Source organism: Peribacillus sp. NPDC097295 (assembly GCF_044761665.1).
In the GTDB taxonomy this organism is placed as follows: Bacteria; Bacillota; Bacilli; order Bacillales; family DSM-1321; genus Peribacillus.
The window spans coordinates 64,361-80,746 of record NZ_JBIWCW010000004.1 but is presented as its reverse complement, the minus strand read 5'-3'; the positions used below and the strand labels follow the sequence as shown (position 1 = coordinate 80,746).

Genomic DNA, 16,386 nt, shown 5'->3' with positions numbered 1-16,386 from the left:
CTTACAGGGCTTGCCACCAGTTAATCGAGAAAGTCAGAATCATCCCCATGTTTTGAACTACGTATTATTCACCTCTTTTTTCAGTAAAAGGAAATAGGTAAAGGAATGTCACTTAGAATGTTCAAGTTATTACCTACTCGAAAGGAGTGTTGTTCGGCTTTGGAGTTTATGCTTAATAAGGCATTACGGCCATCGTTACATAAACCTACTTACATAAGACTAGAATCTTTCCTTACATAATTCATAGTGGCTTTATTCATACTATGGAGGATGGAAGGGGGGAAACCTTATGGAGAAAAATAATAGCAGTTCAGCGAATGGGAAGACAGGCACAGGGAAGAACTCAAACGCCTCCAGCGATCAACAGGGCGATATGCAATGGTGGCAACTTTCCTTAGTCGGTGTTGGTTGCACGATTGGAACGGGTTATTTTCTTGGATCGACAATAGGGATTATAACAACGGGCCCCTCCATTGTATTTTCATTTGTATTAGCAGCGCTGGGAACATATATCGTTTATAATTTGTTAGCTAAAATGACAGCGGCTGACCCTCAAAAAGGTTCTTTTTGTTATTATGCTAATAAAGCATTTGGGCGATGGGCCGGCTTTAGTTGTGGCTGGAATTATTGGTCCTCCAATATCTTGATCATGGGAAGCCAGTTGACCGCGCTTTCGCTACTATCCCAGTTTTGGTTTCCTAAGGTCCCATTATGGCTTATTGCAGCAGGATTTGCACTCGTGTCAATCGTGGTCGTATTGTTGGGTACAAAAGGGTTTGACAGGGTTGAAAACCTCCTTGCCGTCATTAAGACAGCAGCAATCGTCATGTTCATCATCATAGCCATATGTGCGGTTGTAGGTTGGTTTGGCCTCGATGGCGGGAAACCTCCTTCATTTCCAAATACTTATCATGAATTATTTCCGAAGGGATGGATAGGGTTTTGGACATCGCTCATTTATGCTTTTTATGCCTTTGGAGGCATTGAAGTCATCGGTTTGATGGCGATGCATTTGAAAAAGAAAGAAGATGCAAAAAAAGCTGGAACCATCATGCTTTTAGTGCTTACAATCATCTATGTAGTATCATTGGGGCTAGCTGTGACCATGGTTTCCTTAGATGCGTTTAGTGAAAAAGAAAGCCCGTTCGTTACGGCACTCGATAGCTATCATTTGACCTTTTTTCCGCATGTTTTTAATGGTGCAATCATTATTGCAGGTTTTTCAACGATGACCGCTTCATTATTTGGGGTTACAAACCTGTTGGTCACGCTTGCTGATGATGGCAATGCACCACCATTTTTCATGAAAAAAATGAAGAAATTCAAGGATCTACCATTACCCTCTCTAGTGCTAGCGGCAATAGGGCTTTTAGGGTCAATCATCACGGCCTTGCTTCTGCCAGGAAAGATTTATGAATACATTACAACGTCAGCCGGTATACTACTTTTGTATAACTGGGCTTTTATCATCCTTTCTTCTTTTAAAATACTAGAACATAAAATATGGAGTAAAATTACAGGGGGGTTCGGTATTACTTTAATACTATTAACCATTTGTGGTACTCTCCTTGAAAAAGAGATTCGCCCAGGTTTCTTCGTCAGCCTGTTATTCATCGTCATCATTAGCCTTGCAACCATATACATGAAGTCTAAAGTATGGAATAAGAACAAGGCGATGACTGCTAGAGCAAATAAATCCGAACTTGATTAAAAAAAAGGGAACCCGGCCATGTTGTCGAGTTCCCTTTAACATTGAATTTTCCGGTATAGTCAATCTAAATCCTAGATCATAATCGAAAACCATTTATCATCTGTTTTCATTCCCGGAGAAGTCATTCTTCCTTTGCTCTTCTTCAGCTAGAAATTCAATAAAAACACTCATTGTCAATAAAGGATATTCATTCACTTTTTGATAGTAATTATTTTTTCTGGCATCCGTTAGATAACCGCTTTTTTTCATTCTCTCTAACACATATTTTTGGCTCATTTTCACAATTTCTTTTTTATTATGTTTGTTTTCTTTCTTAAGAGCAAAGCCTATGGCACCTACTAGAGCGTATATGCAAAGTGCTATTTTGGAAATCGGGTAAGAATCATTATTAAACAAGAGGAAAAAAAGGTTGATGAGGGAGAAAGCAATCATTATGGTCGAAAAGAAACCATATTTCATATTTTTCTTCAATAAGGGATTCAATTTTAATTGAATTTTCTTCATCTCATTTTGCATAAAGTGTGGAATATTATTGATTTTAATATTCATCGTATCCTCCTCTTAGTTTTAATGTGTAGTGTGTAGAGAACCTGTTAGATTAAAAAACTTATTTTAACCAATTTGTAACACAGTATTTCGATGGGTCTTCACTATATTTTTTCATTCTACGATTATTACTAAGAAAGGATTAATCATGAATGATAAAAAGACTGAAAAAGCACAATATCTTCATTTTAACGTGTAGAAAATCATTTGTCATGTATTTTACTTTACTAATATATAGATGGAATGCGGTGTCAGGTAAATAAAAAAATTAGTCCCTTGATAGGAATAAAGAAATAAGTGATTATATACAAAACTATATAAAAAAATAGTAAATGCGTATTTATTGTCATAAATGCATGACTTTTGTTCTGTTTTCCTGAGGCTCGGCTACTTTAAATCGAGTTTTCGGTTGAATCCATATATAATGAATAAGCTAGAAGTTGTATTAAGTTAAGGAGGGAATAGAATGATGTCATGGGCGTTAGCCATCTTGTTCGGTGTCGCAGTTATACTGTTCATTGTGTCGTATATTAAAACGGATTCAGCGAAGGTGGAACAGCAAATGGAACAGATTACTAGTACTTTTGGAGATGAAGTGAACCAATTACAAATGCAAATCAGGACTCTTGAGATAAATGCTGAAATTATGGCACAAGAAGCGGGATTACTGTCAGGACCTTCTGAAAAGTGGAGTTTGTTGCATGATGTACTAGATTTATATAAGCGTGGATATTCACTAGATAGCATAGCAGCCAAAAAAGATCGGTCTATAGAAGAAATAGAATACATGCTTGTTCCATACATAAAAGCAAAGGATGAAAGGAGAAAAGTTGCCAATGACATCTAAATCGATGCGCAGTTTTGCTGGTGGCCTCCTTGTAGCAGCAAGTATATGCGGAGCAGTATATTACTTCGATTCTGAAGAAGAAAGGGAGAGCACACAAACTGTAGAAAAAGTAACGGATGATGAGATGAAACGCAAGCTAACTTCAGAAGGGTATGTCATCCATACAGAGAAAGAGTATGAAGAGCAACTTGCTGAATTGAAGTCAAGTCAAGTTGTAGCGGAAGATAAAGGACCAAAAGAAAAAATCATATATCGTTCTGTGTTGAAAGTTTCTAAAGGCATGACAAGCATTGATGTCGGTAAAAATCTTAAACGGTCCAAAATCATCGCGGATGCAAAAGATTTCTTTGATGAAGTTGAAAAAAGAGGCAAGGCGAACAATTTACGTCCTGGTTCTTATGTGATAGATAGTGAAATGACGACAGACGAAATCATATCTAAAGTCTTTAAGTAATCGATCCATGAATGAATGCATTCTCTAGGAGAGTCGACTATCAATAAGGTAGTCGTCTTTTTATGTCGAATATACACTTCTTTTCGAATAGCTACAAACTATCATTTCCTTTATTCAGGCCTAGAAAAGGTTCGGTTTTTTCTAGATCTTAAGCCAAAACAAAAACGGCTCCTTATCTTTCCGATTTTTATAATTAAGGTATAATAAGAAAGAAAGTTATTTTGTAACGGATTAGGTGAAGATAATATGAAGCTGATCATTGCCGAGAAACCTGATCAAGGTTCAACGTTGGCAGCTCAATTCAAATCGAAGAAACAACAGGGATATATAGAAATCATGCCGAATGAGCTTTTCCCGGATGGCGCTTATGTAACATGGGCAGTCGGTCATTTATGCCAGCTCGTATCACCGGAAACGTATCACTCAAACTGGAAAAAATGGTCGATTGATACCCTGCCGATGATACCCGAGAAATTTCAATATGAAGTGACACGCCAAAAGGCCAAGCAATTCAATGTGGTGAAAGCGCTGCTAAAAAGATCGAATGTAGATGAAATCATTCATGCTGGGGATGCCGGGCGAGAAGGGGAATTGATTGTACGTAATATCATTCAACTTTGTCATGTCCAAAAACCGATGAAACGCTTGTGGATTTCCTCACTGACGCCAAAAGCCATCTATGAAGGGTTTCAAAATCTCATAAGTGAAGAAAAGACGAGACCACTCTATCATGAAGCATATACGAGAGCATGTGCGGATTGGGTCGTAGGCATGAATGCCTCTAGAGTATATAGCATTCTCTTGAAGAAAAAGGGTGTATCCGATGTATTTTCAGCAGGCCGGGTTCAGACACCGACCCTTGCTTTGATAGTCAAGAGGGAAATGGAAATTGAACGGTTCAAATCAGAACCGTTTTGGGAAGTGTTTGCAGACTTCAAGATGGATGGAAAGAAATATCAGGGGAAATGGCAGCAAAATAATGATTCGAGAATTCTTTCAAAAGAGATGGCAGAAAAAATAGCTGCGTTTTGTCAGGGAAAAGAGGCTGAAATTGCCGACATGACCACTGAAAGAAAGGAATTTCAGCCTCCACTCTTATTCAATTTGTCGTCGTTGCAAGCAACTGTGAATAAAATCTATAAATACTCACCGAAAAAGACCTTGGACATCGTTCAAAGTTTATATCAAAAAGGAATTGTATCTTACCCACGTTCAGATTCCAACTATGTTACAAAGGGCGAAGCTGAAACATTCCCGGACATCTTGCAAAAATTAAGTGGGTTTTCGGAATATCAATCGTTCTTCCCATTGCCTCTACCAAGTATCATTGATAATAAACGATTCGTTAACGAGAAAAAGGTCACTGATCACTATGCAATCATCCCGACCGAACAGGTTGTGGATCCTAAAAGACTTTCTGGTGAGGAACGTAATATATATGACTTAGTGGTTCGCAGGCTGATTGCGGCTCATTATGAAAAGGCCATTTTCGATTATACGACCATCCAGACGATGGTCGAGAAAAGGGCTGAGTTCATTTCAAAGGGCAAGCAACAAATTCAAGAAGGATGGCGCAAAGTCATTTTTCAAGATGAGAAAGATGATGATGTTCTTTTACCGATCCTTAAACAAGGGGATATCGGTCAGGTATCCAAAGTGAAAGTGAAAGAAGGGAAAACCCAGCCCCCTAAGCGATATACGGAGGGTCAACTGATTACCTTGATGAAAACGGCAGGCAAGCACCTGGACAATGAAGAGCTCGAAAAGGTCCTGATGAAAACAGAAGGCCTGGGAACCGAAGCGACGCGTGCAGGGATCATTACCATGCTGAAGGATCGCAAATACATTGATGTTAAGAAAAACCAGGTATTTGCCACCGACAAAGGGAAGGTCCTCATTACGGCGATTGGTGAAAAAATCCTTGCTTCTCCAGAAATGACGGCTAAATGGGAACAGCGCCTAAGGGAAATCGGACAAGGTAAGGCTTCTGCGGGGGCTTTTATGGAAGCCGTTAAAAAGATGTCGACGAAAATCATCAGTGATGCCGTCGAATCTTCCGAAGCCTGGGATTTTCAAGGGCTCGATACTGAGTCGATTCAAAGGCCGGGTTATAAGAAGAAAAGTGCGGCATCGGTAGGTAATTGCAAGTTTTGTGGCGCCAAAGTGATCGATAAAGGGGAATTCTATGGATGTGCGAGTTACCAGAAAACGAAGTGTAACTTTACCGTCTCAAAGAAAATCCTTAATAAAAAGATCAGTCAAGGCAATGTTAAAAAGCTTTTAACCGATGGAGAAACCGACATGATCAGTGGATTCAAAAAAGGGGAACGGACATTTAATGCTGCTTTGATATGGTCTGATACCGAAAAGAAAATCAATTTCAAATTTTTCTCGGATCAGCCCGTTAAGCAAAATTAAGTGTTTCTGACCCTGACCTTGCCCTGAGACGATATTACCTTGTTTCAGGGCCGTTTTTATAGTAAGATTTTTAGATATGCGTTTGAATGGGAGGATTCCTGATGCCTACACCGAGCATGGAGGATTACATAGAACAAATTTATTTGCTTATAGAAGAGAAAGGGTATGCAAGGGTTTCCGATATTGCCGAAAATCTTTCTGTACATCCTTCTTCTGTGACGAAGATGGTACAAAAGCTAGATCACGAAAAATATTTAATCTATGAAAAGTATCGTGGGTTGGTTTTGACGGCAAACGGAAAAAAAGTGGGTAAAAGACTCGTTTACCGTCATGAATTATTGGAACAGATGCTACGTTTGATAGGGGTCAAGGAAGAAAATATCTATCAAGATGTTGAAGGAATCGAGCACCACCTTAGCTGGAATGCCATAGATCGGATTGGGGACCTTGTTGAATTCTTTGAGGAATCTTCTAGCCGGGTCGAGGATTTAAGAAATATACAAAAGAGAAATGAAGAAAACACAAAATAAGCTGCCATGGGCAGTTTTTTTTGCGTTAAAAATCCCTTTTAAGACGTTGTTAGAGAATCTAGGCATAAAAAAGCCATGCTTTTTAGAATTATTAATCATGCCTATAGGATATTAAAAAAGGATTTTTAGATTTAGAGCAGAATAGCTATAAAGCAAGGATATAGATGGCCGTTGATATGGTTCAAAAAGGGAATGTAGGTACTCGTTAACATCGATTATGATTCAAAGGTTAAAGAATACTAATAATGGAGGAATGACATTTGAATATACATACTTGGCATAAAGAAGCGGAAAAGAAATGGGATGATTTTGCCCCTGTGTGGGCGAAGAATTCACAGGAAATGTGGGAAACGGGTAGTCGTAAAGGTATCATCCCTTTTTTTTCTGAACATGTAGAGGCCGGGGCCAAGGTTGTAGATATAGGCTGCGGTGACGGTATGGGTTCTTTGAAACTCGCTCAAACGGGTTATGTCGTAACGGGTATCGACCTTTCACACGTAATGATTGAGATCGCTAACGGAAATGCCAATCAACAACCGGGTCTATCTTTTACTCAAGGGGATTTTTATAGCCTTCCATTCAAGGATGAAGAAATGGATGCGGCAATGGTGATTAATTCACTTGAATATACTGGGGAGCCGCTAACGGTGATGCAGGAAATACATCGTATTATAAAACCAGGAGGCCATGTATGCTTTGGGATACTTGGACCCACGGCGGAGCCACGTAAGAACTTTAGTTATCGACGGTTAGTGGGTGAGGATGTCATCATGAATACCATGCAGGCCTGGGAGTTTGAAAAACTAGCACTTGGGAGTGGGTGGAAGGAAGTGGCTGAAATCGGGGTAGGGAAAAGAGGGGTGGATTATACCAAGCTAGGCCACTTTTCAAAAGAACTGAAACAGGCCGTTTCGTTTATGTGGTTGTTCCTCTTGCAAAAAGAAGGTATTCAATGATGGAAAAATATAAAATAGATCAATTTGTGGAAAAAACGAAACAGCAGGATAAGGGCCAGGGATTATTTGAACTTGAGACGGAACGTATACTGGAAATTAATCTTGAACAACAGATCTGGGCCAAAATGGGGACAATGATTTCTTACCGGGGCAGTATCAAATTTGAAAGAGAAGGAATATTGGAGCACGGGTTCGGAAAGTTATTTAAGAAAGCCTTTACTGGTGAAGGTGCTTCTTTAATGAAAGCGACGGGAAAAGGGAAGCTATATGTGGCGGACCAAGGAAAGAAAATTTCGATCTTACAAATGGATGGTAAGTCCATTACTATAAACGGAAACGATTTGCTGGCCTTTGAACCGAGTATGAAATGGGACATTAAAATGATGCGTCGCATTGCCGGTTTGCTGGCTGGTGGTTTGTTCAATGTTAGGCTGGAAGGCCATGGAATGGTGGCATTCACTTCTCATTATGAACCGCTCACTTTACTTGTCGAACCGGGAAAACCCGTCTATACGGATCCAAATGCCACCGTCGCCTGGTCTGGCAACCTTCAGCCAGACTTTGTAACCGACGTATCCTTGAAATCATTTTTTGGGAGAGGGAGTGGAGAGTCCGTTCAGATGAAATTCGAGGGGCAGGGTTTTGTTGTTGTCCAACCTTATGAAGAAGTGTATTTCGGTGATAAAGAGTCTAAATAATAGCTCTTGGTTGTGTTTTTATGTTTTATAAGTGGTGATAGAAGGGAGGGATAGTATGTTTCGAGTAGTGGAAGCGGATTATGGGGACGTGGAAAAATCAATTCCAGTAATATCCCCATCTTTTGTCTTTTCAGTCTTGAACAAGATGATTCCTGGATTCGTTTATAGAGATCTAAGTAATGAAGGTACTTTTCTCATAGGAACTTTTTCGGGAATTTTTTATGTCATGGGTGAAGAGGCAAATGGTAAGTTTAAAGAGGAATTATTCAGTTTATATCATGATAGGAAAAAGGAACAGTCTAGATTCACATTATTTTCTTCATCAGAAAAATGGGATGAAGCATTGGATGGTCTATTTGAAAATGAAGAAATGGTTTGTAGATATAATCGATATGCCTTTGCGTTTAACAAGCTTAAGAACTTAAGTAATAGTAATAGGATGGAACTACCTAAAGGATTTACACTGAAGAAAATTAATTTGGAAAACATTCATCAATCTACTGAATTCAATGAAGAGTATTATGAAAAGTATTGGGGGTCGGTATCCAATTTCATTGAGAACGGATTTGGATATTGTATATTACATGATGACACGCTCGTAAGCGAATGCACTACCATTTTCAGAGCCGAAAAATCAGCTGAAATGGATATTGTAACCAAGAACGAATGGAAGGGAAAAGGTTTAGGGAAGGTTACAGCGCAATCATTTATAAATCATTGTATCGAGAAAAACATTACACCACGTTGGGATTGTAGTGTAGGTAATCCCGCTTCGATTTCTATGGCAAACACTATTGGATTTGAAAGTCCATTAAGGTATTCTGTATTTGCAAAAACATTGTAATCTTGATTGATTTTCCTTTTTAGCAAAACATTCAAATTTCTTTAATCAATAGGCTTAAGCGAAAACCCTGATGCAATAATCAGGGTTTCTTCGTCAAGTGTGGCAGGTTCCCCCAAAATAAGGGGAATCATTTAACGGGGGATTACCCTTTTGCCATTCACCTATCAGTCCCAATCATATGGTGTGGATTGATAGACGTAATAATTAAGCCAGTTGGAAAACATGAGGCTACAGTGGCTCTTCCAACGGTGCAGTGGAGTTTTTGAAGGGTCATTGTCTGGAAAATAGTTTTCCGGGAGTCGAGTTTCGATACCACGTCCGATATCACGATTGTATTCGTCACCAAGCGTTCCTGCATCGTACTCGAAATGACCGGTCACCATTATTCTTTTGGAGTCTCTCGAAGCGGCGATGAGCACCCCTGCCTTATCGGATTGGGCTAAGATTTTTAGTTCTGGATGATTCACCAATTTTTGAAAGTCAATGTCAGTATAGCGAGAATGAGGTGCCAAGAAATAATCATCGAAGCCGCGGACGAGATTTTCATTCGGCTCGAGAACCTTGTGTTTATAAATGCCAAAGCATTTTTTTGGAAGTTCATATTTATCTATACCGTAATGATGGTAGAGTGCAGCTTGAGCTCCCCAACAAATATGTAGAGTGGAGGTGACATTTTCGTTTGACCAATCCATGATATCTTTTAATTCATCCCAATAATTAACATCTTGAAAATCCATTTTTTCGACAGGTGCGCCAGTGATGATCATGCCATCGTACTTTTTTGAGCGAATTTCTTCAAACGAATTATAAAATTGATTTAAATGAAATTTACTAGTGTTTTTCGATTCGTGTGTACTCAATCCAAGAAAAGATATGTTTACTTGAATGGGGGTATTCCCTAGAAAACGCAGTAACTGTGCCTCCGTTTTCTCTTTTTCAGGCATAAGATTCAAAATCAATATATTTAATGGACGGATTTCCTGACTGGTTGCCCGTTCCTCATCCATTACAAAGATATTCTCTTCTTCTAAAATCTCTTTTGCTGGCAGGTGTCTTGGTATTTTGATCGGCATAATTATCTTTGCCTCCTTTTTGAAATCATAATATTTCAATTATATAGAAAAATTTAAAATAGAAAAGCAATTTTATTAATTTTAATAGATGCTTATAAGAATACAGGACAATGGTAAAATGAATATGAGCTTGATACATAATTTTTATTTCATAAGATAAGAACTTAGAAGAGGGGTATAAAAGTGTTTGATCCTACAGCATTTGAAAATATGAAAGTGGTATTGGAAGGAGCGATATATGATCGTGACCTTATTGGAGATATATTAGTCATTGGACGAGACGATATCGTTAATCTCTCAACGATGGCAAGGAAATACAAAATCGAATTGGAAATGAAAGAATCCGGGAGTACAATCCTTGTGACCGGAGGCTTTGAGTTATACGCTTCACTTGAAAATTTAAGCTCCGAACTGTTACAGGGCCACCTAAATGAGGCATATTCCGGTTGTGCGGTGGATCTATTCATTTCTATACCCAGAAAGCTAAACAGTATCGAAGTTGATAGTATTTCAAAGGAACTGGAGAATGTTTGGGGAAGTCAAAGGACCATTACATTGACAACTTCTGAAATGGTAAGTAAAAAGGAGCAGCCCTTAAGCAATTCAACATTCCAAATATCTTTCGGAAGACTTATCAAGGAAGAGCAAATGGATGATTTAGAAGATATGGTGGAATATCTGCTTCAATCTTTGCAAATTGTTGAAGATTCTGTGAACCACCGATAAAAGGGGCACACTAAAAGTGGTAAAGTTTGCTTCAAATAAGGTAAAATGTCATCAATAGGCAAAAGGGAGAGATCATATATGTCCATTTATGAATATGAAGTGAAAAAGATTAATGGAGAGGCCGTTTCGCTTGAGGAATACAAAGGAAAAGTATTGATTATTGTTAATACCGCCAGTAAATGTGGATTGTCACCACAGTATGATGACCTGCAAAGTCTGTATGTACAATATAAAGAGGCTGGATTGGAGGTTCTGGGTTTTCCTTGTAACCAGTTCCTTAACCAAGAGCCCGGCGATGAACTTGAAATCGATTCTTATTGTAAGCTCAATCATGGCGTTACCTTTCCGATGTTTGCCAAGGTGAATGTGAATGGAAAGGATGCCCATCCGCTATTTAACTATATTACTGAAAATGCACCAGGAATGATGGGATCGAAGTCGATTAAATGGAATTTCACTAAATTCTTGGTCGACCGTGAGGGGAATATCGTTAATCGGTATGCTCCCAAAACAAAACCGCTAGAAATGGAAGAAGATATAAAAAAATTGCTATAACTCAAATGGCTCACCGTAATGTTATCGGTGGGCCTTTTTTATTTGAACTTTTCATCATCCGTAAATTCAAAGAGGGGAAAAAAGAGGATAAAGTTGAATATAATGGGTAACAACTATTTTATTCAGGAGGGAAACGATGGAACGAATTGCATGGGTAACCGATAGTACGGCTTTATTAGACAAAGAACTTTCTTTAAACGATCATGTATATGTCGTTCCAATGATTGTCATCATGAATGGTAAGGAATATGAAGATGGTGTCGATCTACTACCAGAAGAACTATATCGTAGGATAAAGGAAGAAAAAGAGGCCCCGACTACTTCCCAGCCATCGGTAGGCACATTCTACGAGTTGTATAGAAAACTTGAAAAAGACTATGATCGTGTGATTTCTATCCATCTATCAAGTAAATTGAGTGGCACGGTGTCCTCAAGCCGGCAGGCTGCCGACCTGGTTACGATACCGGTAGACGTCTTTGACACCTTACTTATTTCGTATCCAATGCTTTTAATCATGAAAAAACTCATGATGTATTTAAATAGAGGTTACTCAATCGAAGAAGCTTTCACCCATACGAGGAGGTATGCAGATAGCCATGAGACCTATGTCTTGATTGGTTCGTTAGACCAGCTTCATCGCAGCGGCCGGTTAACGGGGACTCAATATTACCTTGGAAGCCTTTTGAGTTTAAAACCGATTATAACCATTGAAAATGGTTTGTTGCAAAATAAAACAAAAACTAGAAATCTTAAGAAAGCAGAAAAATATCTATTTAATGAATTTCGTAAATCCATATCACTAGGAAATGTTAAAGAATGCAGTATATTGTACGGGGGTTCACCGGTTCAGGTTGAACATATAAAAAAGAAGATATCTGAAGAGTTTCCGGAAGTGAACATACATATATCCCCACTTGGTAGTGCAATAGGGGTGCATACCGGTGAAGAGACAATCGGAATCAGTTGGTTCAAGGAAGTTTAGGACAATATCCCTTTCTAAAAACAAGAACCATGGTAAAATAGAAAGGACATGGAGTGGTGAAATGCAAAAATATATAATAAAACAAACGGAATCATTTGTATATGAACAATTGAAATCTGATGCCAGTGGTCATGATTGGTTTCATATCGATCGGGTTCGAAAGCTGGCTTTACATATTGCACATGAAGAAAAAAAGGGAAATGAATTCATTATCGAGATGGCAGCCCTCCTACATGATATTCCAGATGATAAATTAAACGATCATGCGGAATTAGGTTGGAACAAGCTGGACGAATGGTTCAAGGAGACAGGGTTGGATCTGGATACGATTCAGGATATAAAGCAGATTGTCTCTACCATCTCCTACAGTGCCGGGGAAGACGTTCTTCCATCGATAGAAGCTGAAATTGTTCAGGATGCCGATCGTTTGGATGCACTCGGAGCGATTGGAATTGCAAGAACATTCGCCTATGGCGGAAAAAAGGGGCAACCTATGTATGATCCATCTCTCAAAGTGCGCGAAGAGATGACAAAGCAGGAATATCGGATGGGTAATAGTTCTTCTATCCACCATTTTTATGAAAAATTATTACGATTACAAGACTTACTTAACACGGGTACAGCGAAGAAAATCGCGAGCGAACGTCATGAATATATGGTTCGTTTTCTAGAAGAATTTTATAAGGAATGGGATGTACGTTTATGAAGGTTTTTAGTATGGAACATGTAATGAAAACACAAGGGGAGAAGCTTCTTTTTAAAGATGTTTCTTTGTCCATCAGTGAAGGTGAAAAAATAGGAATCGTTGGTATCAATGGAACCGGTAAATCCACGCTTTTGAATATAATCGCAGGATTGGAAGAAAGTGATCTAGGGACGAAGGATCATCCGAATGACTATACGATTTCATACTTATCGCAAGATCCTGATTTTGATGAAAAGTTAACGATCATGGAGTATATGTATGAAAGTTCGACACCTGTATTCTCCTTGATAAAGGAATATGAAAAAACACTGGTACAGTTGCAGATTGATCCCCAAAATAGTGAAGTGCAAGATCGATTATTAAAACAACAGCAATCAATGGATGCACTAAATGCTTGGGACACTAGCGCAAATGCGCGGACGATTCTGACCAAACTTGGCCTTCCGGACCATTCAAGGAAATTAGGCGAACTTTCAGGTGGACAAAAGAAACGGGCTGCCTTGGCAAAGACCTTAATTGAAACTCCCGATTTGCTCATTTTGGATGAGCCTACCAACCATCTGGACTTCGAAAGTATCACTTGGTTGGAAGAATACTTGTCTAAGTATCAAAAATCCGTCTTATTCGTGACTCATGATCGATATTTTCTTGACCGGGTATCCAATAAAATCTGGGAAATAGCCCAAGCGCAACTTTTTGAATACAAGGGAAATTATGCCGATTACCTGGAATCAAAAGCTATAAGGGAAGAAAATGAATCGACTGAGCGCTCTAAAAAAGAGAGCCTTTTCAAAAAGGAATTGGCCTGGATCCGCAAAGGTGCAAAGGCACGTTCGACAAAACAAAAAGCGAGGATCCAACGCTTTGAATCATTAGAAACCGGTGTCAAGGACAAGCAGAAGAACGAAAGCCTTGAAATGGAATTAAGCGGTGCCCGACTCGGGAAAAAGGTATTGGAACTGCAAGGCATCTCTAAATCATTCGGACATCAGGCAATCATTAAAGACTTATCCTTTCTCTTCAAGCCGGGCGACCGTATCGGAATCGTCGGTAATAACGGTAGTGGAAAATCGACTCTTTTGAATATCTTGGCCGGCCGTGAACCGATAGATGGTGGAAATCTTGACATCGGACAAACGGTCAAAATCGGATACTATACGCAAGAAAGCACCGATATGGATGAGAATCTCCGCATGATTGAATATATCCGGCAAACGGCTGATTCAATTGCACTTAAAGATGGCAGCTTCATATCCGCTGCGCAGATGCTTGAACGATTCTTGTTCCCTATGGGTTCGCACGGCACACCTATACGTAAACTATCAGGTGGAGAAAAAAGACGACTGTATTTGTTGAACATCTTGATGGGGGCACCCAATGTCCTTCTTTTGGATGAACCGACGAATGACCTGGATACGCAGACGTTGACCGTCCTCGAAGACTATTTAGAAACGTTCTCGGGCGTCGTCATTACCGTATCGCATGATCGCTACTTCCTTGATAAAACATGTCATCAACTACTTGTCTTTAAAGATAAAGGCAAAATCGATTTTTATTATGGGAATTACTCTGAGTACCTAGAAGAAAAGACAGAAGAAACTGTTCCTGAAAAAGTCTCGGAGTCCCAGCCTAGCCGCACTGAAAAGAAAAAGAAAAAACTTACGTATGCGGAAAGTAAGGAATGGGAAGAAATTGAAGGTAAAATGGAGCAAGTCGAGAATCGCCTGAAGGATATCGCTGAAGAAATGTCAGCAGCGGGCAGTGATTTCGAAAAGGTACGCCTGCTCCTGGAAGAAGAAAAAGAGCTTAACGAGAAGTTAGAGTATACAATGGAAAGATGGACATACTTAGCGGAAAAACTAGAAGAGGAATAAACGAGAAGACTGGGCCAAGAGGAGTAAGCTTGGCGTAGTCTTTTTTCGTTAATCTCAATTGCATGAGAATCTCTTGCCGTTGTGATAAAATCTAGGACATGAGATTGTAATGATAAAGGAGAGAAATGCATTGAACATAAAATCAATAGAACCGACACCAAGTCCGAATACAATGAAAATTAACCTTACGGAAGAACTACCAGGAGGAAAAAGTAATAATTATAAAAAAGATCAAGCAGAACACGCTCCGCAAATGATAAAAGACATGCTTCAAATTGACGGCGTCAAGGGCATATATCATGTGGCTGACTTTTTAGCTGTCGAGCGCAATGCGAAATTTGACTGGCAGGATATTTTAGTCCAGGTTCGTCAAGTTTTCGGTGAGAATACCGGGGAACAGAATCAACAGGCGCAAATAAACGAGCATTATGGAGAAGTAACGGTTTCCATCCAACAATTCAAAGGAATCCCCATGCAAATCAAAGCAAGTGATAGCACTCAGGAAAACCGTTTTGCCTTACCGGAGTATTTCATCAAGGGTGTAGCAGCTGCCCAAAAAGAAGATGATAATGTCGTCCTTCTTCGTAAATGGAAAGATTACGGCATTCGCTACGGGGAAATGGAAGACATCGTCAGAGAAGTGGCGGATGAATTGGTTGCAGCTTACCCAGAAGAAAGAATTAATAAACTGGTTGCTGCGGCACAAGAAACAGGAGATAAAAAAGAGCCGGTCATGAATCGTCCCAAAATTAAATTGACCGTCGACATGCTGGATGATGAAAGTTGGGAAAAACGGTACCAACTGCTGGATCAGATGAATGACCCGACGGTTGAAGATATTCCGGTATTAGAAAAAGCCTTGGCTGATAGTAAAGTATCTATTCGTCGACTTGCTGCTGTATATTTAGGGATGATAGAAGACCCTAAAGTCCTTCCGAGCTTATATAAAGCATTGCGAGATTCCAGTGCAGCAGTCAGAAGAACGGCAGGAGACTGTTTGTCTGATCTTGGCTTTGAAGAAGCGATGGGTGAGATGGCGCTATCTTTATCAGATAAGAATAAATTAGTGAGATGGAGGGCTGCGATGTTTCTTTACGAGGCAGGTGACGAAACAGTCCTTCCTTATTTAAAGAAAGCAGAACAGGATCCAGAATTTGAAGTGGCTCTTCAGGTTAAAATGGCCGTGGATAGGATTGAAAATGGAGAAGAAGCAAAAGGTTCCGTATGGAAGCAAATGACGGAATCAAGGAAATAACCAACGAGGAAGTTTATATATGAGAAAGAGGGTGATCCCAAAACCATTTAAACGGTTTTGGTGGTTATCCTCTTTTTTTATAGGCTCTTTTCGTAAGGATTGTTGCTTGTAATTATAGTAAGTCAATTTACTTTTTATGGTATTGTATAAAGAGAGTCTTATACAGTTAAAGGGCAGTAATGTTGTATAAGAATAGGGTTTAGTGAACCTT

Annotated in this window: 16 protein-coding genes; 14 read left to right on the top strand and 2 right to left on the bottom strand. The window is 39.3% G+C overall.

The features are described from left to right. Window positions 1-289: 289 nt before the first annotated feature. Window positions 290-1,711, top strand: coding sequence for an amino acid permease (locus ACIQXN_RS08960; RefSeq protein WP_402965013.1), 1,422 nt, complete (start codon window positions 290-292; stop codon window positions 1,709-1,711). 96 nt (window positions 1,712-1,807) lie between these two features. On the opposite strand, the gene ACIQXN_RS08955 is transcribed toward ACIQXN_RS08960, so the two are convergent. Next, complete coding sequence (locus ACIQXN_RS08955) at window positions 1,808-2,260, bottom strand: DUF5392 family protein (protein ID WP_402965010.1); 453 nt, start codon at window positions 2,258-2,260, stop codon at window positions 1,808-1,810. Between the two features lie 463 nt (window positions 2,261-2,723). Here ACIQXN_RS08955 and ACIQXN_RS08950 point away from each other — a divergent pair, with 463 nt between their 5' ends. The 7 genes from ACIQXN_RS08950 to ACIQXN_RS08920 all read left to right on the top strand — a co-directional run bounded on the left by ACIQXN_RS08950 (window position 2,724) and on the right by ACIQXN_RS08920 (window position 9,004). Further along, on the top strand, window positions 2,724-3,104 hold the full coding sequence (locus ACIQXN_RS08950) for a hypothetical protein (RefSeq protein ID WP_402965006.1): 381 nt from the start codon (window positions 2,724-2,726) through the stop codon (window positions 3,102-3,104). Continuing rightward, window positions 3,094-3,558, top strand: coding sequence for a hypothetical protein (locus ACIQXN_RS08945; protein ID WP_402964993.1), 465 nt, complete (start codon window positions 3,094-3,096; stop codon window positions 3,556-3,558). The genes ACIQXN_RS08950 and ACIQXN_RS08945 overlap by 11 nt, the downstream gene beginning before the upstream one ends. Window positions 3,559-3,804: 246 nt before the next feature. Continuing rightward, window positions 3,805-5,976 (top strand): DNA topoisomerase III, encoded by a 2,172-nt coding sequence (locus ACIQXN_RS08940; RefSeq protein WP_402964988.1) that lies wholly within the window; start codon window positions 3,805-3,807, stop codon window positions 5,974-5,976. Between the two features lie 101 nt (window positions 5,977-6,077). Continuing rightward, window positions 6,078-6,506 carry a transcriptional regulator MntR gene (gene mntR, locus ACIQXN_RS08935; RefSeq protein ID WP_402964984.1) on the top strand — a complete coding sequence of 143 codons (429 nt, stop codon included), beginning with the start codon at window positions 6,078-6,080 and terminating at the stop codon, window positions 6,504-6,506. A gap of 260 nt (window positions 6,507-6,766) precedes the next feature. After that, a complete protein-coding gene (locus ACIQXN_RS08930; protein WP_402964981.1) occupies window positions 6,767-7,462 on the top strand; it encodes a class I SAM-dependent methyltransferase in 696 nt (231 codons plus the stop codon). Further along, window positions 7,462-8,160, top strand: a complete 699-nt coding sequence (locus ACIQXN_RS08925) for an AIM24 family protein (RefSeq protein ID WP_402966070.1) — start codon at window positions 7,462-7,464, stop codon at window positions 8,158-8,160. Before ACIQXN_RS08930 ends, ACIQXN_RS08925 begins: the two co-directional genes overlap by 1 nt. Before the next feature lie 55 nt (window positions 8,161-8,215). Continuing rightward, entirely contained in the window at window positions 8,216-9,004 is a 789-nt protein-coding gene (locus ACIQXN_RS08920) for a GNAT family N-acetyltransferase (protein ID WP_402964976.1), read from the top strand. A gap of 164 nt (window positions 9,005-9,168) precedes the next feature. On the opposite strand, the gene metA is transcribed toward ACIQXN_RS08920, so the two are convergent. Continuing rightward, window positions 9,169-10,077: a homoserine O-acetyltransferase MetA gene (gene metA / locus ACIQXN_RS08915; RefSeq protein WP_402964972.1), complete on the bottom strand. Its 909-nt coding sequence runs from the start codon at window positions 10,075-10,077 to the stop codon at window positions 9,169-9,171. A 183-nt stretch (window positions 10,078-10,260) separates the two neighbouring features. On the opposite strand from metA, the gene ACIQXN_RS08910 reads away from it, so the two are divergent. The 6 genes from ACIQXN_RS08910 (at window position 10,261) to ACIQXN_RS08885 (ending at window position 16,175) form a co-directional block, all read left to right on the top strand. Next, entirely contained in the window at window positions 10,261-10,803 is a 543-nt protein-coding gene (locus tag ACIQXN_RS08910) for a hypothetical protein (RefSeq protein WP_402964968.1), read from the top strand. Window positions 10,804-10,881: 78 nt separating this feature from the next. Beyond that, window positions 10,882-11,358: a glutathione peroxidase gene (locus tag ACIQXN_RS08905; RefSeq protein ID WP_402964965.1), complete on the top strand. Its 477-nt coding sequence runs from the start codon at window positions 10,882-10,884 to the stop codon at window positions 11,356-11,358. A 136-nt stretch (window positions 11,359-11,494) separates the two neighbouring features. Continuing rightward, window positions 11,495-12,340 carry a DegV family protein gene (locus tag ACIQXN_RS08900; RefSeq protein WP_402964962.1) on the top strand — a complete coding sequence of 282 codons (846 nt, stop codon included), beginning with the start codon at window positions 11,495-11,497 and terminating at the stop codon, window positions 12,338-12,340. A gap of 61 nt (window positions 12,341-12,401) precedes the next feature. Then, complete coding sequence (locus ACIQXN_RS08895; protein WP_402964958.1) at window positions 12,402-13,046, top strand: HD domain-containing protein; 645 nt, start codon at window positions 12,402-12,404, stop codon at window positions 13,044-13,046. Continuing rightward, on the top strand, window positions 13,043-14,920 hold the full coding sequence (locus tag ACIQXN_RS08890) for an ABC-F family ATP-binding cassette domain-containing protein (RefSeq protein WP_402964954.1): 1,878 nt from the start codon (window positions 13,043-13,045) through the stop codon (window positions 14,918-14,920). The genes ACIQXN_RS08895 and ACIQXN_RS08890 overlap by 4 nt, the downstream gene beginning before the upstream one ends. A 130-nt stretch (window positions 14,921-15,050) precedes the next feature. Next, on the top strand, window positions 15,051-16,175 hold the full coding sequence (locus ACIQXN_RS08885) for a conserved virulence factor C family protein (protein ID WP_402964950.1): 1,125 nt from the start codon (window positions 15,051-15,053) through the stop codon (window positions 16,173-16,175). The last annotated feature ends 211 nt before the right edge of the window (window positions 16,176-16,386 follow it).